This is a genomic window from Aromatoleum toluolicum (assembly GCF_012911005.2).
In the GTDB taxonomy this organism is placed as follows: Bacteria; Pseudomonadota; Gammaproteobacteria; order Burkholderiales; family Rhodocyclaceae; genus Aromatoleum; species Aromatoleum toluolicum.
The window spans coordinates 1-19868 of sequence record NZ_WTVS01000042.1 but is presented as its reverse complement, the minus strand read 5'-3'; the positions used below and the strand labels follow the sequence as shown (position 1 = coordinate 19868).

Below are 19868 nucleotides of genomic sequence, written 5' to 3'. Positions count from 1 at the left end.
CGCATTGCATCGACGGAATATTAATCCCTCGATAAATTGCGCTCCATCACAACGAATCGCTGCTCGCCTTGATCTGGCGCAAAGGTTTTTCACCTAGCCGGCAGCGATACCCCGATGGAGGAGTCAGGAATGCAGGAACTTGGTCGTCTCGATGATCTGCCGCTCGCCTACCGCGAGTCGCTCGGCGCACAGAACCTGGTGCCGCTGTGGCCCAGCCTGCGCTCGGTGTTGCCCCCCGGCACGCCCGCGCGCCGCACCAAGCCCGTGATGTGGTCGTACGAGGCGCTGCGCCCGCTGCTGATGCAGGCCGGCGAATTGACTCCGATCGAGAAGGCGGAGCGCCGCGTGCTGGTGCTCGCGAATCCCGGACACGGTCTCGAGAAGATGCAGGCAAGCGCGGCGATCTACCTCGGCATGCAGCTGCTGCTGCCGGGCGAGTGGGCGCCGTCGCACAAGCATACCCCGAACGCGGTGCGCATGATCGTCGAAGGCGAGGGCGCCTACACGACCGTCGATGGCGAGAAGTGCCCGATGAGCCGCGGCGACCTGATCCTGACGCCGACCGGCCTGTGGCACGAGCATGGCCATGACGGCAAGGAGCCGGTGGTGTGGCTCGACGTGCTGGATCTGCCGCTGGTGTATTACACGGAAACCTCCTACGCCGTCGAAGGCAAGGAGCAGGAAGTGACCGGCACGCGTCTCGAGCGCAACTACGTCCGCGGCGGCGTCGTGCCCTCGCCGGTGTTCTCGCGTGGCAGCGCGCGCCGTTACCCGATGCTGCGCTACCCCTGGGCCGACGCCCGCGCCGCGCTGCTGAACCTCGCCGAGACCCAGCCTGAAATCGAGGCCGTGCAGGTGGCTTATGTGAATCCTGAGAACGGCTCCGACTGCCAGAACATCCTCGGCTTCTCCGCGCTGATGCTGCGCCCGGGCGAGACGCTGAACCTGCCCGCGCGCTCGCCGGCGATGGTGTTCCACCTCATCGAGGGAGGCGCCGACGTCGCGGTCGAGGAGAACCGGTTCGCGCTGTCGCCGGCCGATACCTGCTGCGCGCCCGGTTATACGCCCGTGACGCTGAAGAACCGCTCGGCGAGCGAGCCGGCCTTCATCTTCGTCGCCGACGAGAGCCCCCTGCACAAGAAGTTGGGCGTCTACGAAGTGCGCGCCTGACCCCCGAACCCCAACGACTTACAGAGAACCGACATGTCCGAAGCCCAATACCTGTTCCCGCCCTCGCCGGTGTATTCCCTGCCGGTGCGCGGCATCGCGTCCCGCTACCCGGTGAAGCGCATCTTCTGCGTCGGCCGCAACTACCACGCCCATGCCGTCGAGATGGGTCGCCCGGTCGACAAGGCCACCGCGCAGCCCTTTTACTTCACGAAGGCCGCGTCGACCCTGGTCGAGTCCGGCGCGACCGTGCCGTACCCGACCGGTACCTCGAACTACCACTACGAGATGGAACTGGTCGTCGCGATCGGTGCGCCGGGCTTCCGCGTCGCCGAAGCCGATGCCGAGCGCCTGATCTACGGCTACGCCGCCGGCCTCGACATGACCCGCCGCGACCTGCAGCTGGTTGCCCGCGAGCAGGGCCGTCCGTGGGATCTGGGCAAGGACTTCGAGCTGTCGGCCGTGTGCACCGAGATCGTGCCGGTCGGCGACCTCGGCGTGCTGACCACGGGTGCGATCAACCTGCAGGTCAATGGCGAGACGCGCCAGACGGCCGACCTGTCGCAGCTGATCTGGAGCATCCCCGAGCTGATTGCCGACCTGTCGAAGTTCTACCACCTGGAGCCGGGCGACCTGATCTTCACCGGCACGCCCGAGGGCGTGGGCGCGGTGAAGAGCGGCGACCGCATCACCGGCCACGTCGACCATGTCGGCGACATCGAACTGACGATCGGCGCAGCCGAATAAGACCCGCGGACGGAGCGCTTGGCCGCTCCGCCACCCCTGATCGAGATGGAGGAGACACACATGACCGAGCAGCTTCCCGTAATCGTCGCCGGCGGCGGCATTGGCGGCCTTGCAGCCGCACTCGCGCTGGTGCGCCAGGGCTTCAAGGTGCTGGTGCTGGAGCAGGCCGACCAGATCGGCGAGATCGGTGCCGGCATCCAGCTGGGCCCCAACGCCTTCCACGCTTTCGACGCGCTGGGCGTCGGCGAGAAGGCGCGCGGTCGCGCCGTGTATACCGACGAGATGGTGATGCACGATGCGCTCGACGAGACCCTCGTTGGCCGTATCCCGACCCGCGAAGCGTTCCGCAAGCGTTTCGGCAACCCGTACGCGGTGATCCACCGTGTCGACGTGCATCTGTCGCTCCTCGAAGGCGCGCAGGAGACCGGCCGCGTCGAATTCCGTACCTCGACCCACGTCCAGCGCGTCGAGCAGGATAGCGCTGGCGTGACGGTGTACGACCAGCACGGCAACGCCTTCCGCGGCGTCGCGCTGATCGGCGCGGACGGCGTGAAGTCGGTGGTGCGCGCGCAGTACGTCAATGACCCGGCACGCGTGACTGGGCACGTCGTCTATCGCGCAGTGATCGACAAGAAGGACTTCCCCGAGAACCTGCAGTGGAACGCCGCCAGCATCTGGGTCGGCCCGAACTGCCACCTCGTGCATTACCCGCTGCGCGGCGGCGAGCAGTACAACGTCGTCGTGACCTTCCATAGCCGCGAGAAGGAAGAGTGGGGCGTCACCGAAGGCAGCCGCGAAGAGGTGCAGAGCTACTTCCAGGGCATCTGCCCGAAGGCGCGCCAGCTGATCGACCTGCCGAAGAGCTGGAAGCGCTGGGCGACCGCCGACCGCGAGCCGATCGGCCAGTGGTCCTTCGGCCGCGTGACGCTGCTGGGCGACGCCGCGCATCCGACGACGCAATACATGGCGCAGGGCGCATGCATGGCGCTCGAAGATGCCGTGACGCTGGGTGAGGCGCTGCGCGTCAATGGCAATGACTTCGAAAAGGCCTTCGACCTGTACCAGCGCTCGCGCATCGCCCGTACCGCGCGCATCGTGCTGTCCTCGCGCGAGATGGGCCGCATCTACCACGCCAAGGGCGTCGAGCGCCTGGTGCGCAACGACCTGTGGAAGGGCCGCACGCCGGAGCGTTTCTACGATGCGATGGAGTGGCTGTACGGCTGGAACGCGGACAACTGCCTCGCGAAGGACTGAGCGGAAGCATGTCGATGAAGCTCTACAACTTCTTCCGCAGCGGCACCTCGCACCGCCTGCGCATCGCGCTGAACCTGAAGGGCATCGCCTACGAGTATGTGCCGGTCGACCTGCGCACCGAGGAGCATCTCGGTGCCGCCTTCAAGGCGGTGAATCCGCAGGCGCTGGTGCCGGCGCTGGTATCGGAGGCAACTGAGGGCGACCTCACCCTGATCCAGTCGCCGGCGATCATCGAGTGGCTCGAAGAGCGCTACCCGACCCCGGCGTTGCTTCCGGCCAACGCCGAGGACCGCGCCCGCGTGCGTGCGCTGGCGGCGATCGTCGGCTGCGACATCCACCCGATCAACAACCGCCGCGTCCTCGAATACCTGAGGAAAACGCTGGGCTGTGACGAGGCGGCGGTGCTCGCGTGGTGCGCGACGTGGATCACGGCCGGTTTCGACGCGATGGAAGCGCTGCTCGCGGCCGACACGTCGCGCGGGCCGTTCTGCTTCGGCAACGCGCCGACGCTCGCCGACGTGTATCTGATCCCGCAGGTCGAGAGCGCGCGCCGCTTCAGCGTCGATCTGACGCCGTACCCGAACATCGTCGCGATCGACCGCGCCTGCGGCGAACTCGACGCCTTCCGCCGCGCGGCACCCGCCGTGCAGCCGGATGCGCCGAAGGTGTAATCACAAGATTCATAAAGAGCCGGGGGCGAACGTCCCCGGCCCCCGAAGAGAGAGATGAGGAGATCCATCATGGCATTCAGAAAAACCGTCGCCGCAATCGTCGTTGCCCTCGGCGCAGCCGCCCCGGCGTTCGCCGCCGAACCGCTGAAGATCGGCATGGTGCTGCCGATGTCCGGCCTCTTCGCCGCCTACGGCAAGCAGATCGAGAACGGCGCGCGCCTGTACCTGAAGCAGAACGGCGACACCTTCGCCGGCCGCAAGGTCGAGCTGATCATCAAGGACGACACCGGCGTCGCCCCGGAGATCAGCAAGCGCGCTGCGCAGGAGCTGGTCGTCAAGGACAAGGTCGACATCCTCGCCGGTTTCGGCCTGACGCCGTCCGCCTTCGCCGCCGCCCCGGTGTCGAAGGAAGCGAAGAGGCCGATGATCGTCATGAACGCCGCCGCCTCCGCGGTGACGACCAAGTCCGACTACATCCTGCGCGTCTCGCACACGCTGCCGCAGATCACCGCGCCCGTGGCCGACTGGGCCGCGAAGAACAAGATCCGCAAGGTCTATACGCTGGTCGCGGACTACGGCCCGGGTCACGACGCCGAGGCGCAGTTCAAGAAGACCTTCGCCGCGGCGGGCGGCGAGATCGTCGGCGAAGTGCGCACACCGGTGAAGAACCCCGACTTCGCGCCCTTCCTGCAGAAGATCAAGGACGTGAAGCCCGACGCGGTTTTCCTCTTCGTGCCGCCGGGCGAGCAGACCGTCGCCTTCATGAAGGGTTTTGCCGAGCGCGACCTCGCGAAAGCCGGCATCCGCGTCATCGCCACCGGCGACCTGACCGAGGAGGACATCCTCGACGCGGTCGGAGACAACGCGCTGGGCATCATCAACTCGCTGCAGTACTCCGAAGTGCATGACTCGCCGGAGAACAAGGCCTACGTGCAGGCCTACTACAAGGCCTACCCGAAGGACCGCCCGAACTACATGTCGGTGAGCGGCTACGACGGCATGCAGCTCATCGCCAAGACGCTGGAGAAGACCGGCGGCGACGCGAGCGGCGACAAGTTCGTCGCGGCGGCCAAGGGCATGAGCTGGATCAGCCCGCGCGGCAAGATCGGCATCGATGCGCAGACGCGCGACATCGTGCAGACGATTTACATCCGCAAGGTCGAGAAGGTCGCCGGCAAGCTGCAGAACGTCGAGTTCGACAAGGTCGTGGATCTGCGCGATCCGGGCAAGCAGTAAGCGTCGAGCGGGGGAGGGTTTGACGCCTTCTCTCGCGACCGGAACCTCACGGAAACACCGCAACAGGAGACTCCCATGACCGTCATTTTCGACGGCATCGCCTCGGGGATGTTGCTGTTCCTGATCAGCGTCGGCCTATCGGTCACGCTCGGTCTGATGAACTTCGTCAACCTCGCGCATGGTGCCTTCGCGATGCTGGGCGGCTACGTCTGCGTGACGCTGCTCAACCGCGCTGGCGTGCCCTTCCTCGCCACGCTGCCGATCGCGGCCCTCGCGACCGCTCTCGTCGGTGTCGCGCTGGAGCGCACGCTGTACCGCCGCCTCTACGCGGCGTCCCACCTCGACCAGGTGTTGTTCTCGATCGGCCTCGTATTCATGTCGATCGCCGGCGCGCATTACTTCTTCGGCGCGCAGCAGCAACCGATGGTGCTGCCGGAATTCCTGCAGGGACAGATCAACCTGCCCGGGCTGGACATCGGCGTCTATCGCCTGTTCCTGGTCGTGCTGAGCCTGGCGATCGCCTACGGCCTTAACCGCCTCGTGCGCGGCACGCGCTTCGGCGCGCAATTGCGGGCCTCGGTCGATAACCCGCGCGCCGCACGCGGCGTGGGCATCAACGTCGAGCGCATCTTCACACTGACCTTCGCGCTCGGCACTGCGCTCGCGGGGCTCGGTGGCGCGCTCGGCGTCGAGATGCTGGGCCTCGATCCGAGCTTCCCGGTCAAGTACATCGTGTACTTCCTGATCGTCGTCGCCGTTGGTGGCAGCGGCAACATCATGGGCTCGCTCGTCGCGTCGCTGATCCTCGGCGTCGTGGATGTGGCCGGCAAGTACTACGTCCCGCAGATCGGCGCCTTCGTCATCTACGCGGTGATGGTCGTGATGCTGATCTTCCGCCCGCAAGGCCTCTTCGGCCGCCGCGCCGCCCGCTAAGGAGACTTCCATGCAAGCAGCTCTCACCCTGGACCTCGCGCCGATCGCGCGCGCGGACCGCTGGCGGCCGGCCGAACTCGCGTTCTGGCTGATCCCCGTCGCGGCCTATTTCATCTTCCCCGACAACCTCGTGCTGCTGACGCAGATCGCGATCACCGCGCTGTTTTGCCTGTCGCTCGACCTGATCCTCGGCTATGCCGGCATCGTCTCGCTCGGCCACGCGGCCTTTTTCGGCCTCGGCGCCTACGCGGCGGGCCTGCTCGCCGCGCACGGCTACGGCGACCCGCTGCTCGGGCTCGTCGCCGCGGCGCTCGTGACGGCAGTGTTGGGCTATGTCACGAGCTTCCTCGTGCTGCGCGGCGCCGATCTCACGCGCCTGATGGTCACGCTCGGCGTCGCGATGATGCTGTACGAGATCGCGAACAAGCTCACCCACATCACAGGCGGCGTCGATGGCCTGCAGGGCATGGAAGTGCTGCCCGTGCTCGGCCAGTTCGAGTTCGATCTCTACGGCAAGACCGCCTACTGGTACGCGATCGCCGTGCTCTTCGCGCTGTTCTGCGTCGCGAGGAAGCTCGTGCATAGCCCCTTCGGCCTGAGCCTGAAAGGCGTCCGCCTCAACGTCGGCCGCATGCCGGCGATTGGTGCGCCGGTCAACGCGCGGCTGTCGGCGGTCTATACCATCGGCGCGGCCTACGCGGGCATCGCCGGGGCGCTGCTTGCGCAGACGACGCAGTTTGTCGCGCTCGACGTCCTGGCCTTCAACCGCTCCGCCGAACTGCTGCTGATCCTCGTGCTCGGGGGCTCGGGAAGCCTCTACGGCGCGCTGCTCGGCACCATCGTGTTCATGTCGGCGCATCACATGCTTTCCGACCTCAACCCCCAGTACTGGCAGTTCTGGCTCGGCGCGCTGCTCGTCGTCATCGTGCTCTTCGCCCGTGATGGCGTAATGGGCGGACTGAGGGGCGGCCAGCGCCGCCTCGGCGCAGCCCTCGGGAGGACCAAGCAATGACCAGCTACGCCCTGCAAACGCGCAATCTCGTCAAGAAATTCGGCGGTTTTATCGCGACCAACGACGTCACCCTCAACGTCGAAGCCGGTGCGCGGCACGCGCTGATCGGCCCGAACGGCGCCGGCAAGACGACGCTGATCAACCTGCTCACCGGCTTCCTCGAACCCACGAGCGGCGAGGTGATCCTCAACGGTGACACCGTCACCCACCTCGCTCAGCACCAGCGCGTCAAGCGCGGCCTCGCGCGCACCTTCCAGATCAACCGCCTGTTCGCGGACCTGACGGTGCTCGAATCGGTGACGATGGCCGTGAATGAACGCATCGGCATCGGCGCGCGATTCTGGCGACCGGTCGGCGCCTACGCCGAAGCGGTCGACGAAGCGGCAAGCCTCCTCTCGACGCTGCGCCTGCTGGACCTAGCGCACGAAAAGACGCGCAACCTCGCCTATGGCAAACAGCGCCTGATCGAGATCGCGCTGGCGCTTGCGATGAAGCCGGGCGTGCTCCTCCTCGACGAGCCCGCGGCCGGCGTGCCGACCTCCGAGAGCCGCGAGCTCTTCGAGACGATCGCCGCGCTGCCGCGCGACGTGACGATCCTGCTCATCGAGCACGACATGGATCTCGTGTTCCGCTTCGCCGACTGCATCTCGGTGTTGGTGAGCGGCGCGCTCCTCACCGGCGGCACGCCGGATGAGATCGCTAACAATCCGAAGGTCAAGGAAGTCTATCTGGGGGAGGCGATCAGTGTCTGAGCTGCTGAAACTCGAAAACGTGCGCGCCGGCTACGGCGACGCCGTGGTGCTGGAGGACATCTCCTTCAGCCTGGGCGAGGGCGACAGCCTCGCGCTGCTGGGCCGCAACGGCATGGGCAAGACGACGCTGCTGTCCACCCTGATGGGCGCCGCGCGCCAGCATTCCGGCGTTCTGCGCTTTGCGGGCGAAGACCTCGCGATCGTCCCCGCGCACGCCCGCGCGCATCGCGGCCTCGGCTGGGTGCCGCAGGAACGCGACATCTTTCCGTCGCTGACGGTCGAGGAAAACCTCAGCGTCGTCGCGACCGCCGGCCACTGGAACCTGCAGCGCGTCTACGAGATGTTCCCGCGTCTCAAGGAACGCCGCACGAACATGGGCAACGAGCTCTCCGGCGGCGAGCAGCAGATGCTCGCGATAGGGCGCGCGCTGATGCTGAACCCGAAACTCCTGCTTCTCGACGAGCCGCTCGAAGGCCTCGCGCCGCTGATCGTGCAGGAGCTCTTGTCCATCATCCGGCGGCTCACCGAGGAAGGCGGCATGGCCGTGATCCTCGTCGAGCAGCATGCCCGCCAGATCCTGCCGCTGACGCGTCAGGCGTTGGTGCTCGAACGCGGTCGCGCCGTCTACCAAGGCGACAGCGCCACCCTGCGCAATGACCGCGAACTGCTCGATAGCTGGCTTGGCGTCGCCGCGCATTGAACACGAGGACCCTCCCATGAAAGCGCTGGACATCATCCACGACGAACACCGCGCGCTGGGCGCCGTGCTGCAGGCCTTCGGCTTCGTGCTCGACGCCATCCGCGACGGCCGTTTCGAGCCCGACTTCGCGCTGCTCGCGGCGATGATCGAGTACATCACGCAGGTGCCCGACAAGCTGCATCACCCGAAGGAGGACGACTATCTCTTCGTGAAGATGCGCGAACGCATCCCCGCATCCGCGGCGCTGCTCGATCAGCTCGAAGCCGATCACGCCGAGGGCGCGCGCCGCACGGCCGCACTTCGCGGAGCGCTCGTCCATTATCAGGGGGTGGGCGCCGCAGCCTTTCCCGAGTTCGAAGCAACCGCTCGTACCTACCTCGCCGCCTCGTGGCGCCACGTCAGTCGTGAGGAAATCGAGCTTCTCCCGATGGCTCGCACCGGGCTTGCGGCGGAAGACTGGGCCGAGATCGATGCCGCTTTCGAGGCCAACAAGGATCCCTGGTCGGGGCCGACCGGTGAGTTCCGGACGCTGTTCTCGCGCATCGTCAACATGGTGCCGGCACCATACGGTGTCGGTGCGGGTGCAAGGGCAGTGTGATCGCCTGAAGGCCGGCAGCGTGCGAACGCAGCCGGCCCGATTCAGCCGATCGCGATCAGGCGATCCGCTCCCACAACGCCTTTTCCTCTTCGAAGCGATCGAGTTCGAGGCCCTCGAAATCCGAGCGCGCGACGATCGCGGTCACCTCGCCCTGATCCACGATGGGGAGGTGGCGGAAGCCGCCGTCGCTCATCAGGCGCAATGCGTCGATCGCATGGGCGTCAGGACCTATCGTGACCGGCCCGGCCGTCATCACGGCGTCCAGCCGCGTTCGGCTAGCATCGCCGCCCTTTCCAAGCATGCGTACGGCGTCGCGTCCGGTAAAAATGCCGAGCAGGTGGTGCGCGCGATCGGCGACCAATACTGCACCGACGTGCCGCTCGCACATGCGCTCGCAGGCCTGTGCCACCGAAGCATCGGGTGGCATCATCAACGGGTCCTGATTCTGGACGATGTCCGAAATGTAGCGATTGGTCATGGCGATACCCCCACGGCTGGCTAGTGCAAGCTCCCTTTCATTCAATCTAGCAGGTGAAGCGGCGGTCGGCCTGCAGGGCGCGACCCGCGGCGGGTAAATGCTCCGGGCGATTCATTCGGGCGGGCGCCCCGGGAATGGCCCGTTTTCAATTTCATTCAGATTTCGTTCATCAATAGAGGCATAGCGTAAGGGCCTGGTCACCCATTCAGGAGGTCACCCCATGCGCCCGAACTCCCTCGCGCTGGCCGTCACGGCGGCGATTGCGATCACGACGACCGCATTCGCGGCAGCGGCCGGCGCCGCCTTCGTTCCCGCGAACCTCGCTCCCGTCACCACCGAGGCCGCCCGCAGCTGGCGCCCCGACGAGCGGGTGCGCGGCGGTATCGACGACATGCGCGCAGCGATCGATGCAAACGCGTCGCTGCGCACCAATGCGACCACCGACGCAGCGCAACTCGCCGAACTGGGCCGCACGATGGAGTCGCGCGTCGCCGCGATGATCGCGTGCTGCACGCACGACGGTGTCGCGTCGCGCCACCTGCACATGCTGCTCGTGGAAATGGCCGACGGCATCGCGCTGATGCAGCGGGCCGCCCACGCCGATGCGCGCCGCATGGGCCTGTTGAAGGTCGTGCAGGCGCTCAACCTTTACGGGACGATGTTCGCCCATCCGGGCTGGCGCGCAATGGACGAAACATTGGAAATCTCGGGGCGGTGATGTTATTGCCGTGCCAAATCGCGGAGGCGGTCCGAAACGTGTCGGCGCCCGCAGCATCCGGTCGGCAGAACGCCGCACCGTTCAATCAGGTAGGTTCGACGAGGAATATGATCATGAAGACAGTATCGGCAAGAGCTTTGTTCATCGCCTGCGCGGTCGCAGCCGCGGGGTTGGTTGGCGCACCGCAGGCAATCGCTGCGGACGCCCACAATCACGGCGCACAGACACCGGCGCTCAAGCTCAATGCGGGCAGCAAATGGCAGACCGATGCGCCGCTGCGCGAGGGGATGCTGAAGATCCGCGCGAACGTCGAGCCCAAGCTCGACGCGATTCACGGCGGCCGGTTTACGACGGCGCAGTACGAAGCGATGGGCAAGGCGGTCGACGCGCAGCTCGCGTACATCGTCGGCAACTGCAAGCTCGCCCCCGAGGCCGATGCCGTGCTGCACAACGTGATCGCGGAGCTGTCCGGTGGTGCCGAAGTCGTCGCCGGCAAGCAGCCCGTCGATGACCGCAGCAAGGGCGTCGTGCATATCGTGAATGCCCTCAACAGCTACGGCCAGTACTTCGACCATCCGGGCTGGAAGCCTGTGAACGCCGGACACTGAGCGCTGAAGCCGCCCGATTGCGCCGGGCGGCATCCTGAACCTCCCTTCGTCGCGGCGATCGTAAACGATGGCCGCGGCGTACCATTTGCTGCGCACAACAAGAGCCACGGGGAGGAAACAGGATGCTGATCTTCAGGCAACTCTTCGACGCGTCGTCGTCCACCTACACCTACCTGCTGGGCGACAGCCTGAGCGGCGACGCGCTGCTCGTCGATCCGGTGTTCGAGCAGGTGCGGCGCGACGCCGCGCTGTTGCATGAGCTGCGCCTGCAATTGCGCTGGACGCTCGAGACGCATGTGCATGCGGATCACGTGACCGGCGCGTGGCTGTTGCGGGAACGGACCGGGAGCCGCATCGCGCTGTCGCGCCATAGCGGCGCGAACGGCGCTGATCTCTTGCTCGATCACGGCGACCGCGTCGCGTTCGGCGGACGTCACCTGGAGGTGCGCGCGACGCCCGGGCACACCAACGGCTGCCTCACCTTCGTGTTCGACGACCAGTCCATGGCCTTCACCGGCGACTGCGTGCTGATCCGCGGCTGCGGTCGCACCGATTTCCAGCAGGGTGATGCCCCGACGATGTACCGCTCGGTACACGAACAGATCTTCACGCTTCCCGCCGACTGCCTGCTGTACCCTGCGCACGACTACCGCGGGCTCACCGTCACGAGCGTGGAAGAGGAACGCAACTGGAACCCCCGTCTCGGCGGCGACAGCAATGTGGGGGACTTCGCCGGCTACATGAAGAACCTCGGCCTGCCGCACCCGAAGAAGATCGACGTCGCCGTGCCGGCCAACCTGAACTGCGGACGTCCGGAGGCAGGGGTCGTCGACGCGGGCGACCCCGCGTGGGCGCCGCTCACCTTCACCTTCGGCGGTATCTGGGAGATCCAGGCGCATGCGCTGGAAGAGGCGGTGGAGCGGGTGCAGGTGATCGACGTCCGCCAGCCCGACGAGTTCGACGGGTCGCTTGGCCACATCCGCGGCGCGAAGCTCATTCCGCTCGATCAGCTCGCCGCACGCAGCGGCGAGATCGACGCGGCGCGGCCCGTGGTGACCGTGTGCCGTTCGGGTACGCGTTCGGCGCAGGCGGTCGTGATGCTGCAGCGGGCGGGATTCGGCGAGGTGGCCAACCTCGCCGGCGGGATGTTGCGGTGGCGGGCCGAGGGCTGCGCCGTCGAGGGCGGGGCGACGTGACCCGATCGCCCGCGCCGCCCACCTCACTGGCCTCAGCTTTTCTTCGTCTCGGTCTTGACGTTGGTGCCGTCGGCCGGGTTGAGGTAGATCTCGACGCGGTCGCCGACCGTGTTGGTCCCTTTCAGCTCGTAGCAGTCGTCCCTGGTGACCTTGGCCTTCTGGAACTTGAAGCCCGCGTCGACCAACGTGCGCAGCGTGTTTGCCACGGGCTGGGTGTTCTGCGGAGCGGCCGTGCACTTCGGGCCGGCGAAGGCGCTGGTCCCGATCAGAAGGGCGGCTGCGGCGAGGGTGAAGTGGCGGATGTTCATGGCTGTCTCCTGTTTCTTTGCATGCCGGGGTGGCATGGGAGACATTCTGCGAGAGTGAAGGTGAACCGTTCCTGAAGTCCTCCTCGCGAGGCCATGACCGCGGTGCTTGTCCGTAAATGCGACAAGAGACGCAAGCGTGGCACTGGGATTGTCCGGAAAATGTAGGATAGCGTATTGCGCATGGAATCCGATGAGACATGTTGCAGTGCAGCGTGCATTTGAGTGCATCTTGTGCACAATGGTGCATGTAGTGATTGGCGCGTTCATACGCACGCTTTTCCCGAGACAGGAAGGACGCACTTGAAACCGACCGACATCAGCAATCCAGACTTCCTGCACAAGGTCGTCGACTGTCAGTGGGCCTGTCCGGCCCATACCCCGGTGCCCGAATACATCCGGCAGATCGCTGCGGGTGACTTCTCCACCGCCTACATGATCAACTGGAACTCGAACGTCTTTCCGGGGATTCTCGGACGGGTGTGCGACCGTCCGTGCGAACCGGCCTGCCGGCGGGGGCGTGTCGACAAGGAGCCGGTCGCGATCTGCCGCCTCAAGCGTGTCGCGGCCGACTTCAAGGATGACATCCGCGATCGCCTGCCGCGGCCGCCCGAGAAGAAGAACGGCAAGCGCATCGCCTGTATTGGCGGCGGGCCGGCTTCGCTGACGGTTGCCCGCGACCTGGCGGTGCAGGGCTATCAGGTCACGGTGTTCGACAGCGGGTCGTCGTCCGGCGGCATGATGCGCAGCCAGATCCCGAAATTCCGCCTGCCCGACAGCGTCATCGACGAGGAATGCGGTTACGTCGAGCACCTGGGCGTCGAACTGCGTCAGAACCACTGGATCGGCAGCCTGCGCGAGGTGCTGGCGAGCGACTGGGACGCCGTCTTCGTCGGCACCGGCGCCCCCCGCGGGCGCGACGCCGACCTCCCGGGGCGCAATCAGGCCGCGGCGCATATCCATGTCGGCATCGACTGGCTCGCGAACGTCGCCTTCGGCCACGTCACCTCGATCGGCAAGCGCGTGATCGTGCTCGGCGGCGGCAACACTGCGATGGACTGCTGTCGCTCGGCGCGCCGCCTCGGTGGCGAGGACGTGCGCGTGGTGGTGCGCAGCGGCTTCGAGGAGATGAAGGCTTCGCCGTGGGAGAAGGAGGATGCGCTGCACGAAGGCATCCCCATCCACAACTTCCTCGTGCAGAAGGCGTTCACGCACGACCACGGCCGCCTCACCGGCGTGCAGTTCGAGAAGGTGCGCGCCGAATATGACGACAAGGGCCGCCGTTCGCTCGTGCCGACCGGCGAGCCGGATGTGCATATGGAATGCGACGACGTCCTGATCGCCATCGGCCAGGAAAACGCCTTCCCGTGGATCGAGCGCGACATCGGACTCGAGTTCGACCGCTGGGGCCTGCCGGTGCTGGATGCGCAGACGCTGCAATCGACGCTGCCGCGCGTGTTCTTCGGCGGCGACGCGGCGCTCGGGCCGAAGAACATCATCACTGCGGTCGCGCAGGGCCACGAGGCGGCGATCTCGATCGACCTCTTCTGCCGCGGGTTGCCGCTGACGCAGCGCCCCGCGCCGACGATGAACCTCGTGAGCCAGAAGATGGGCATCCACGAGTGGAGCTACGACAACCAGGTGTCGGAAGAGGCGCGCCGCAAGGTGCCGGTGAAGTCGATCGAGGAGGCGTTGAAGGACATCAAGTCCGAGTTCGAACTCGGCTACGACTTCAAGCTCGCCTGCGCGGAGACGGCCCGCTGCCTCAACTGTGACGTCGCCACCGTGTTCAAGCCCAAGCTGTGCATCGAGTGCGACGCCTGCGTCGATATCTGTCCGACCGAATGCATCACCTTCACGCGCAACGGCGAGGAAGACGAGCTGCGCGGCCGCCTCAAGGCGCCGTCGCACAACGCCGAGCAGGCGCTGTACCTCGCCGAGGGGCTCAAGACCGGGCGCGTGATGGTCAAGGACGAGAATGTCTGCCTGCACTGCGGCATGTGTGCCGAGCGCTGCCCGACCGGCGCATGGGACATGCAGAAATTCCAAGTGAACATCGCGCAAGCCGGCGCGGAGGCCTGAGATGAGTACCCCAGCGATCCAACACTGCAACGACTTCGTGATCAAGTTCGCGAACGTCAACGGCTCGGGCTCCGCCTCGGCCAACGAACTGTTCGCGCGCGCGATCATCCGCATGGGCGTGCCGGTCGCCCCGCGCAACATCTTCCCGTCCAACATCCAAGGCCTGCCCACGTGGTACGAGGTGCGCGTCTCCGAAGCCGGCTGGCTCGGCGCACGCGGCGGCTGCGATATGATGGTCGCGATGAACCCGCAGACCTGGGACCGCGACATCGCCGCGATCGAGCCGGGCGGCTATCTCTTCTACGACTCGACGAAGCCGCTCCCGCCGTCGAAGTTCCGCGAGGACATCACCGTGCTGGGCATTCCGCTCACCGCGATGTGCAACGAGGAATACGAGGACGCGCGCCAGCGCCAGCTGTTCAAGAACATCATGTACGTCGGTGCGCTGATGGCGCTGCTCGACATGGAGTTCGCCGCGGCCGAGCAGCTCATCGTCGACCGCTACCGCGGCAAGGACCAGCTCATCAAGGCCAACGTCAATGCGCTGCGCCTGGGCTACGACTACGCGAAGCAGCACCTGCCGTGTCCGATCGGGCTCCGGGTGAAGCGCGCCGACGCCGTGGGCGAGCGCATCATGATTGACGGCAACAGCGCCTGCGGCCTCGGTGCCGTGTATGGCGGCGCCACTGTCGCGGGCTGGTATCCGATTACCCCCTCGACCTCGGTCATCGAAGCCTTCTCGAGCTACTGCCGCAAGTTCCGCACCGACCCGGACAACGGCCGCGCGCGCTATGCGATCGTGCAGGCCGAGGACGAGCTCGCGTCGATCGGCATGGTCATCGGCGCCGGCTGGAACGGCGCGCGCGCCTTCACCGCGACCTCGGGGCCGGGCATCTCGCTGATGCAGGAGTTCTTCGGCCTCGCGTACTTCGCCGAGATCCCCGCGGTGATCGTGGACGTGCAGCGCGGCAGCCCCTCGACCGGCATGCCCACGCGCACGCAGCAGTCGGACCTGCTCTCGTGCGCCTATGCCTCGCACGGCGACACGCGCCACGTGCTGCTGTTCCCGCAGGATGCGCACGAGTGCTTCAGCCTCACCGCGCAGGCCTTCGACCTCGCCGAGCGGCTGCAGACGCCGGTGTTCGTGCTCTCCGACCTCGACATCGGCATGAACGAACAGCTGTGCGCACCCTTCGAGTGGGACGACAGCCGCCGCTACGACCGCGGCAAGCTCATGACCTACGCCGAACTCGAGGCCGGCAAGGACTTCGGCCGCTACCTCGATGTCGATGGCGACGGCATCCCGTACCGCACGATTCCGGGTACCCATCCGACCAAGGGTGCGTACTTCACGCGCGGCACGACGCGCAACCCGTATGCGAAGTACAGCGAGATCGGCACCGACTACGTGTACAACATGGAACGCCTGCGCCGGAAGTTCAACACGGCCAAGGATCTCGTGCCCGCGCCGATCCTGAAGAAGGCGGCGCAGCCCACGCATGTGGGTGTGATCTACTACGGCTCCACGGCGCACGCGATGGCCGAGGCCGGCGCGAAGCTCGCGGCAGACGGCATCCACGTCGACACGCTGCGCGTGCGCGGCTTCCCCTTCAGCGACGAGGTGATGCAGTTCATCGCCGAGCGCGACGCGGTGTTCGTCGTCGAGCAGAACGAGAGCGCGCAGCTGCGCACGCTGCTGATCAACGAAGGCGAAATCGATCCGAAGAAGCTCGTGCGCGTGCTGCACTACGACGGATCGCCGATCACGGCGCGCTTCATCGCCGGCAAGATCGCCGACGCCCTGACCGACCGCAAGATCAGTTCCATCGGACAACCCCAGCGCAAGGTGGCCTCATGACCTATCTCGCCAAACCCAAACTCCTCGCGGCCGACGCGCCGCGCAACGCGCTCGGCTTCACCCGCCGCGACTACGAGGGGGCGATCTCGACGCTGTGCGCGGGTTGCGGCCATGATTCGATCAGCGCTGCGGTCGTGCAGGCCTGCTTCGACCTCGACATCGAGCCGCACAAGGTCGCGAAGCTGTCGGGCATCGGCTGCTCGTCGAAGACGCCGGACTACTTCCTCGGCAACTCGCACGGCTTCAACTCGGTGCACGGGCGCATGCCCTCGGTGCTGACCGGGGCGGCGCTGGCGAACCGCAACCTGCTGTACCTGGGCGTATCGGGCGACGGCGACTCGGCCTCGATCGGCATCGGCCAGTTCGCGCACGCGATGCGCCGCGGCGTGAACATGACCTACATCGTCGAGAACAACGGCGTGTACGGCCTCACCAAGGGACAGTTCTCCGCGACCGCGGACAAGGGCACGAAGAGCAAGAAGGGCGTCATCAACAGCGACAACCCGATCGACCTCGCCGCGCTCGCGCTGCAGCTCGGCGCCACCTATGTCGCGCGCAGCTTCTCCGGCGACAAGGAGCAGCTCGTGCCGCTAATCAAGGGCGCGCTGCGCCACGGCGGGCCGGCCTTCATCGACGTCATCAGTCCGTGCGTGACCTTCAACAACCACAACGGTTCGACGAAGAGCTACGACTACGTGCGCGAGCACAACACGGCGGTGAACCGGCTCGACGTGATCCTGCCCAAGGCGCAGATCGAGGCCTCCTACCCGCCGGGCAGCCTGCGCCGCGTCGTGCAGCACGACGGCTCGATCCTGCACCTGCGCAAGGTGGGCGTCGACTACGACCCCTCGGACCGCATCGGCGCGATGAACCACCTGCAGGAGCGTCAGGCGCTGGGCGAGATCGTCACCGGGCTGCTGTACGTCGACAGCAGCGGGCAGGACATGCATACCCACCTCAACACCGTGGAGAAGCCGCTGAATCAGCTCGGCGATGCCTATCTGTGCCCGGGCAGCAAGGCACTCGAGGCGCTCAACGCGATGCTGCGCTGAAACCGCGGCAGCAAAAAAATCCCCGCCGGATGTGCGTCCGGCGGGGTGAATTTCCACAAAGGAAGGGGAAAGGGGTAAGCGCTCAGTCGGCGATGACGGTGTGCTGCTGCTCGCCCAGGCCGGCAATTGCGGCGTCGATGCGGTCGCCGGCGCGCAGGTAGCGCGGCGGCTGCATGCCCATGCCGACGCCCGCGGGCGTGCCGGTGAAGATCAGGTCGCCGGGCTGCAGCGTCATCAGACCGCTGACGTAGCTGATGATCTGTGCGGGGCTGAAGATCATGTTGGCGGTGTGGCTGTCCTGCATGCGCTCGCCATTGACTGCGAGCCGCATCGCCAGTTCGCCGGGGGTGGCGAGTTCGTCCGCGGTCGCGAGCCATGGGCCGATCGGCGCGAAGGTGTCGAAGCTCTTGCCTTTTGTCCATTGACCGCCGCGTTCGAGCTGCCAGTAGCGCTCGGACAGGTCCAGGCCCGTCATGTAGCCGGCGACGTGGTTCAGCGCATCGCCGACCGCCACGCGCCGTGCCGTCGTGCCGATCGCGAGCACGAGTTCGAGCTCCCAGTCGGTCTTCTCCGAGCCGGGCGGCAGGACGATCGCGTCGTTCGGCCCGCAGATTGCGGTCTGCGCCTTCATGAACACGATGGGTTCTTCCGGGATCGGCAGGCTGGCTTCACGCGCATGGTCGGCGTAGTTTAGGCCGATGCACACGATCTTGCCGACGCCGGCGAGCGGCGCACCGAAGCGGGTGCCGGCGGGCACGACGGGAAGGCTCCGCGGATCCAGACCGCGCAGCCGTGCGAGGCTGGCCGGGGCGAGAGTAGCTCCACTGATTTCGGGCAGCACGCCCGACAGGTCGCGGATCGCGCCCGCGGCGTCGATCAGTCCGGGGCGTTCCTTCCCCGGGGCTCCGAAGCGAACGAGTTTCACAGCCGTTCTCCTTGAAGGGCGAGGAGGCTGCGCGCGTCCGCGCGGTGAGCCTCACTCATGGTTGATCCAGCGCGCCAAGGGCTCGGCGATGCCGATGCAGGGCTTCGCCCCGGGGCGTGCAAAGGTGCCTTGCTCGGCCTTGCGCGGGTTCAGCGCGACCAGCGTTTCGGCCTGCTTGACCGCGGCTTCGACGCAGTCGACGACGGGCACCGGGATGCGGTCGCGCACGCGGCGTGCGAGCCCGGCGAGCGGCGCGCCGGCGAGCACGACGACGTCTGCGCCATCCTCGTTCACGGCCTGCTGCGCGAGTTGGACGAGCAGCGCTTCCTTCTCGTCCTGCACGTCGGAGATCGAGCGGAAGCTGCCCCCCAGCGCACGCACGCCGGCGCAGCGCTCGCGCAGGCCGTGCCACGCGATGCACTCGTGATACCAGGGTTCGAGCGACTGCGAGAAGGTCACGATCGCGAAGCGCTTGCCCAGCATGCACGCGGTGAGCATGCCGGCTTCGGCCAGGCCGATCACCGGGATCGGGAACAGTTCGCGCGCGCCGCCGAGGCCGGGGTCGCCGAAGGCGGCGATCACCGCGGCGTCGACGCCGGTGTGCATCTCGGCGAGCATTTCGAGCGCCACGGCGCCGCCGATCACGGCTTCGGCGCGGGTCGCGATGTAGGGCACGCCGCGCGGGGCGGTCGCGGTGACGAGTTCGGTGTGCGCGCCCGCCACGCCCAGCGCCGCGTTGGCGATGCGGTCGGTGACGCTCTGCGAGGTGTTGGGATTCAGCAGCAGGATTTTCATCTTCGATCCATCCGTTTTCACTTTAGGCCACTTCGCGGAACAGGCGACCCCAGCCCTTGATCGCGCGGGTGTCGATGCCAGCCATGCGCAACTGCTTCCATACGACGGTCGACACCGTGTCGTACAGCGGGACGCCGGTCTCGGCTTCGAGTTCGTCGGCGAGCTGGGCGGCGCGCAGGTTGGTGCAGAAGGTCGTGATCGCTTCAGGGCGGGACTTCGCGACTTCGCGCACCATCGCGCGCAGCGTGTCCTCGGTGACTTCGGCAAAGTCGAAATTGACGCTGATGCCGAGGTGCCGCTCGGAAGGCACTTCGATGCCGAGCGTCGCGTAATTCGCGACGATGCGCGCCTGCACGTCGGGCACGTAGGGCGTGGCGAGGCCGAGCTTCTTGGTGCCGGTCCTGGCGAGGATCTCGTTCAGCGCGAGCACGGAGGTCGTCGCGGGGATGCCGGTGACTTCGGTGATGCGGCGGCACAGTTGCACGTCGCGCTCGAAACCGAGCCAGCCGGAGGACGTGCCGCTCCAGCCGATCGAGTCGACATGGGCATCGGCGAGCAGCTTCGCGGCTTCGAGGATCCTGGTGTCGTCGAACTGGCCGAGGGCCTGGTCCTTGAGCGAAATCTCGGTGACGGTGAAGCGGGAGAAGTGCGCGGATACACCCGGCACTTCGGCGACGATGGCGCTGGTGAGCGGTTCGAGGGAGGTGTTGGAGGAGGGCGTCAGCACGCCCAGGCGGATGCGTTTGCTCATGGGAATCCTCGTTGGGGTCCGGTCGGGGAG

21 protein-coding genes are annotated in these 19868 nt (G+C 66.6%); 16 read left to right on the top strand and 5 right to left on the bottom strand.

From position 1 onward, the window contains the following. The first annotated feature begins 129 nt into the window (after positions 1-129). From GPA27_RS18280 to GPA27_RS18235, 10 genes are all read left to right on the top strand, one after another. Positions 130-1170, top strand: a complete 1041-nt coding sequence (locus GPA27_RS18280; protein ID WP_169141923.1) for a cupin domain-containing protein — start codon at positions 130-132, stop codon at positions 1168-1170. Positions 1171-1203: 33 nt separating this feature from the next. Further along, on the top strand, positions 1204-1914 hold the full coding sequence (locus GPA27_RS18275; RefSeq protein WP_169141922.1) for a fumarylacetoacetate hydrolase family protein: 711 nt from the start codon (positions 1204-1206) through the stop codon (positions 1912-1914). A gap of 60 nt (positions 1915-1974) precedes the next feature. After that, the gene (locus tag GPA27_RS18270; protein ID WP_169141921.1) at positions 1975-3168 is read left to right on the top strand and encodes a 3-hydroxybenzoate 6-monooxygenase; all 1194 of its coding nucleotides are present in this window, start codon (positions 1975-1977) and stop codon (positions 3166-3168) included. A gap of 14 nt (positions 3169-3182) precedes the next feature. Then, positions 3183-3839, top strand: coding sequence for a maleylacetoacetate isomerase (maiA, locus tag GPA27_RS18265; protein ID WP_169141920.1), 657 nt, complete (start codon positions 3183-3185; stop codon positions 3837-3839). 69 nt (positions 3840-3908) lie between these two features. Next, complete coding sequence (locus GPA27_RS18260; protein ID WP_169141919.1) at positions 3909-5075, top strand: ABC transporter substrate-binding protein; 1167 nt, start codon at positions 3909-3911, stop codon at positions 5073-5075. 75 nt (positions 5076-5150) lie between these two features. Continuing rightward, positions 5151-6008 carry a branched-chain amino acid ABC transporter permease gene (locus GPA27_RS18255; RefSeq protein WP_169141918.1) on the top strand — a complete coding sequence of 286 codons (858 nt, stop codon included), beginning with the start codon at positions 5151-5153 and terminating at the stop codon, positions 6006-6008. A 10-nt stretch (positions 6009-6018) separates the two neighbouring features. Next, on the top strand, positions 6019-7020 hold the full coding sequence (locus GPA27_RS18250) for a branched-chain amino acid ABC transporter permease (protein ID WP_169141917.1): 1002 nt from the start codon (positions 6019-6021) through the stop codon (positions 7018-7020). Then, positions 7017-7772 (top strand): ABC transporter ATP-binding protein, encoded by a 756-nt coding sequence (locus GPA27_RS18245; protein WP_169141916.1) that lies wholly within the window; start codon positions 7017-7019, stop codon positions 7770-7772. The genes GPA27_RS18250 and GPA27_RS18245 overlap by 4 nt, the downstream gene beginning before the upstream one ends. Next, positions 7765-8472: an ABC transporter ATP-binding protein gene (locus GPA27_RS18240; RefSeq protein ID WP_169141915.1), complete on the top strand. Its 708-nt coding sequence runs from the start codon at positions 7765-7767 to the stop codon at positions 8470-8472. The genes GPA27_RS18245 and GPA27_RS18240 overlap by 8 nt, the downstream gene beginning before the upstream one ends. 16 nt (positions 8473-8488) lie before the next feature. Further along, entirely contained in the window at positions 8489-9070 is a 582-nt protein-coding gene (locus tag GPA27_RS18235; RefSeq protein WP_169141914.1) for a hemerythrin domain-containing protein, read from the top strand. A gap of 55 nt (positions 9071-9125) precedes the next feature. Here the strand turns inward: GPA27_RS18235 and GPA27_RS18230 are convergent, their stop codons facing one another. Further along, a complete protein-coding gene (locus GPA27_RS18230) occupies positions 9126-9548 on the bottom strand; it encodes a CBS domain-containing protein (protein WP_169141913.1) in 423 nt (140 codons plus the stop codon). A 220-nt stretch (positions 9549-9768) separates the two neighbouring features. Here GPA27_RS18230 and GPA27_RS18225 point away from each other — a divergent pair, with 220 nt between their 5' ends. The 3 genes from GPA27_RS18225 to GPA27_RS18215 all read left to right on the top strand — a co-directional run bounded on the left by GPA27_RS18225 (position 9769) and on the right by GPA27_RS18215 (position 12070). Further along, positions 9769-10266, top strand: coding sequence for a hypothetical protein (locus tag GPA27_RS18225; RefSeq protein ID WP_169141912.1), 498 nt, complete (start codon positions 9769-9771; stop codon positions 10264-10266). Positions 10267-10379: 113 nt separating this feature from the next. Then, positions 10380-10874, top strand: a complete 495-nt coding sequence (locus GPA27_RS18220) for a hypothetical protein (protein ID WP_246261221.1) — start codon at positions 10380-10382, stop codon at positions 10872-10874. Between the two features lie 122 nt (positions 10875-10996). Beyond that, positions 10997-12070, top strand: a complete 1074-nt coding sequence (locus GPA27_RS18215; RefSeq protein ID WP_211165082.1) for an MBL fold metallo-hydrolase — start codon at positions 10997-10999, stop codon at positions 12068-12070. Between the two features lie 32 nt (positions 12071-12102). Here the strand turns inward: GPA27_RS18215 and GPA27_RS18210 are convergent, their stop codons facing one another. Further along, on the bottom strand, positions 12103-12378 hold the full coding sequence (locus tag GPA27_RS18210; protein WP_169141911.1) for a PepSY domain-containing protein: 276 nt from the start codon (positions 12376-12378) through the stop codon (positions 12103-12105). 300 nt (positions 12379-12678) lie between these two features. Between GPA27_RS18210 and GPA27_RS18205 the strand changes: the two genes are divergently transcribed. The 3 genes from GPA27_RS18205 to GPA27_RS18195 are packed head-to-tail and all read left to right on the top strand — an operon-like array spanning position 12679 to position 17367. After that, positions 12679-14457 carry an FAD-dependent oxidoreductase gene (locus tag GPA27_RS18205; protein WP_169141910.1) on the top strand — a complete coding sequence of 593 codons (1779 nt, stop codon included), beginning with the start codon at positions 12679-12681 and terminating at the stop codon, positions 14455-14457. Between the two features lies 1 nt (position 14458). Further along, entirely contained in the window at positions 14459-16315 is a 1857-nt protein-coding gene (locus tag GPA27_RS18200) for a 2-oxoacid:acceptor oxidoreductase subunit alpha (protein WP_169141909.1), read from the top strand. Beyond that, complete coding sequence (locus tag GPA27_RS18195) at positions 16312-17367, top strand: 2-oxoacid:ferredoxin oxidoreductase subunit beta (protein ID WP_169141908.1); 1056 nt, start codon at positions 16312-16314, stop codon at positions 17365-17367. The genes GPA27_RS18200 and GPA27_RS18195 overlap by 4 nt, the downstream gene beginning before the upstream one ends. Positions 17368-17449: 82 nt before the next feature. Here the strand turns inward: GPA27_RS18195 and GPA27_RS18190 are convergent, their stop codons facing one another. Genes GPA27_RS18190 through GPA27_RS18180 form a run of 3 tightly spaced genes read right to left on the bottom strand, consistent with a single transcriptional unit; the run spans position 17450 to position 19838 of the window. Further along, complete coding sequence (locus GPA27_RS18190; RefSeq protein WP_169141907.1) at positions 17450-18292, bottom strand: fumarylacetoacetate hydrolase family protein; 843 nt, start codon at positions 18290-18292, stop codon at positions 17450-17452. A gap of 51 nt (positions 18293-18343) precedes the next feature. Beyond that, positions 18344-19087, bottom strand: coding sequence for an aspartate/glutamate racemase family protein (locus GPA27_RS18185; protein WP_169141906.1), 744 nt, complete (start codon positions 19085-19087; stop codon positions 18344-18346). 22 nt (positions 19088-19109) lie between these two features. Then, complete coding sequence (locus GPA27_RS18180) at positions 19110-19838, bottom strand: maleate cis-trans isomerase family protein (RefSeq protein ID WP_169141905.1); 729 nt, start codon at positions 19836-19838, stop codon at positions 19110-19112. Positions 19839-19868: the final 30 nt, after the last annotated feature.

Bases quoted from the DNA above. Each gene is read 5' to 3' on its own strand.
- GPA27_RS18255 (WP_169141918.1), top strand. From the start codon at position 5,151: ATGACCGTCATTTTCGACGGCATCGCCTCGGGGATGTTGCTGTTCCTG.
- GPA27_RS18220 (WP_246261221.1), top strand. From the start codon at position 10,380: ATGAAGACAGTATCGGCAAGAGCTTTGTTCATCGCCTGCGCGGTCGCA.
- GPA27_RS18195 (WP_169141908.1), top strand. From the start codon at position 16,312: ATGACCTATCTCGCCAAACCCAAACTCCTCGCGGCCGACGCGCCGCGC.
- GPA27_RS18250 (WP_169141917.1), top strand. From the start codon at position 6,019: ATGCAAGCAGCTCTCACCCTGGACCTCGCGCCGATCGCGCGCGCGGAC.
- GPA27_RS18230 (WP_169141913.1), bottom strand. From the start codon at position 9,548: ATGACCAATCGCTACATTTCGGACATCGTCCAGAATCAGGACCCGTTG.
- GPA27_RS18215 (WP_211165082.1), top strand. From the start codon at position 10,997: ATGCTGATCTTCAGGCAACTCTTCGACGCGTCGTCGTCCACCTACACC.
- GPA27_RS18185 (WP_169141906.1), bottom strand. From the start codon at position 19,087: ATGAAAATCCTGCTGCTGAATCCCAACACCTCGCAGAGCGTCACCGAC.
- GPA27_RS18210 (WP_169141911.1), bottom strand. From the start codon at position 12,378: ATGAACATCCGCCACTTCACCCTCGCCGCAGCCGCCCTTCTGATCGGG.
- GPA27_RS18225 (WP_169141912.1), top strand. From the start codon at position 9,769: ATGCGCCCGAACTCCCTCGCGCTGGCCGTCACGGCGGCGATTGCGATC.
- GPA27_RS18275 (WP_169141922.1), top strand. From the start codon at position 1,204: ATGTCCGAAGCCCAATACCTGTTCCCGCCCTCGCCGGTGTATTCCCTG.
- GPA27_RS18235 (WP_169141914.1), top strand. From the start codon at position 8,489: ATGAAAGCGCTGGACATCATCCACGACGAACACCGCGCGCTGGGCGCC.
- maiA (WP_169141920.1), top strand. From the start codon at position 3,183: ATGAAGCTCTACAACTTCTTCCGCAGCGGCACCTCGCACCGCCTGCGC.
- GPA27_RS18180 (WP_169141905.1), bottom strand. From the start codon at position 19,838: ATGAGCAAACGCATCCGCCTGGGCGTGCTGACGCCCTCCTCCAACACC.
- GPA27_RS18280 (WP_169141923.1), top strand. From the start codon at position 130: ATGCAGGAACTTGGTCGTCTCGATGATCTGCCGCTCGCCTACCGCGAG.
- GPA27_RS18200 (WP_169141909.1), top strand. From the start codon at position 14,459: ATGAGTACCCCAGCGATCCAACACTGCAACGACTTCGTGATCAAGTTC.
- GPA27_RS18245 (WP_169141916.1), top strand. From the start codon at position 7,017: ATGACCAGCTACGCCCTGCAAACGCGCAATCTCGTCAAGAAATTCGGC.
- GPA27_RS18260 (WP_169141919.1), top strand. From the start codon at position 3,909: ATGGCATTCAGAAAAACCGTCGCCGCAATCGTCGTTGCCCTCGGCGCA.
- GPA27_RS18270 (WP_169141921.1), top strand. From the start codon at position 1,975: ATGACCGAGCAGCTTCCCGTAATCGTCGCCGGCGGCGGCATTGGCGGC.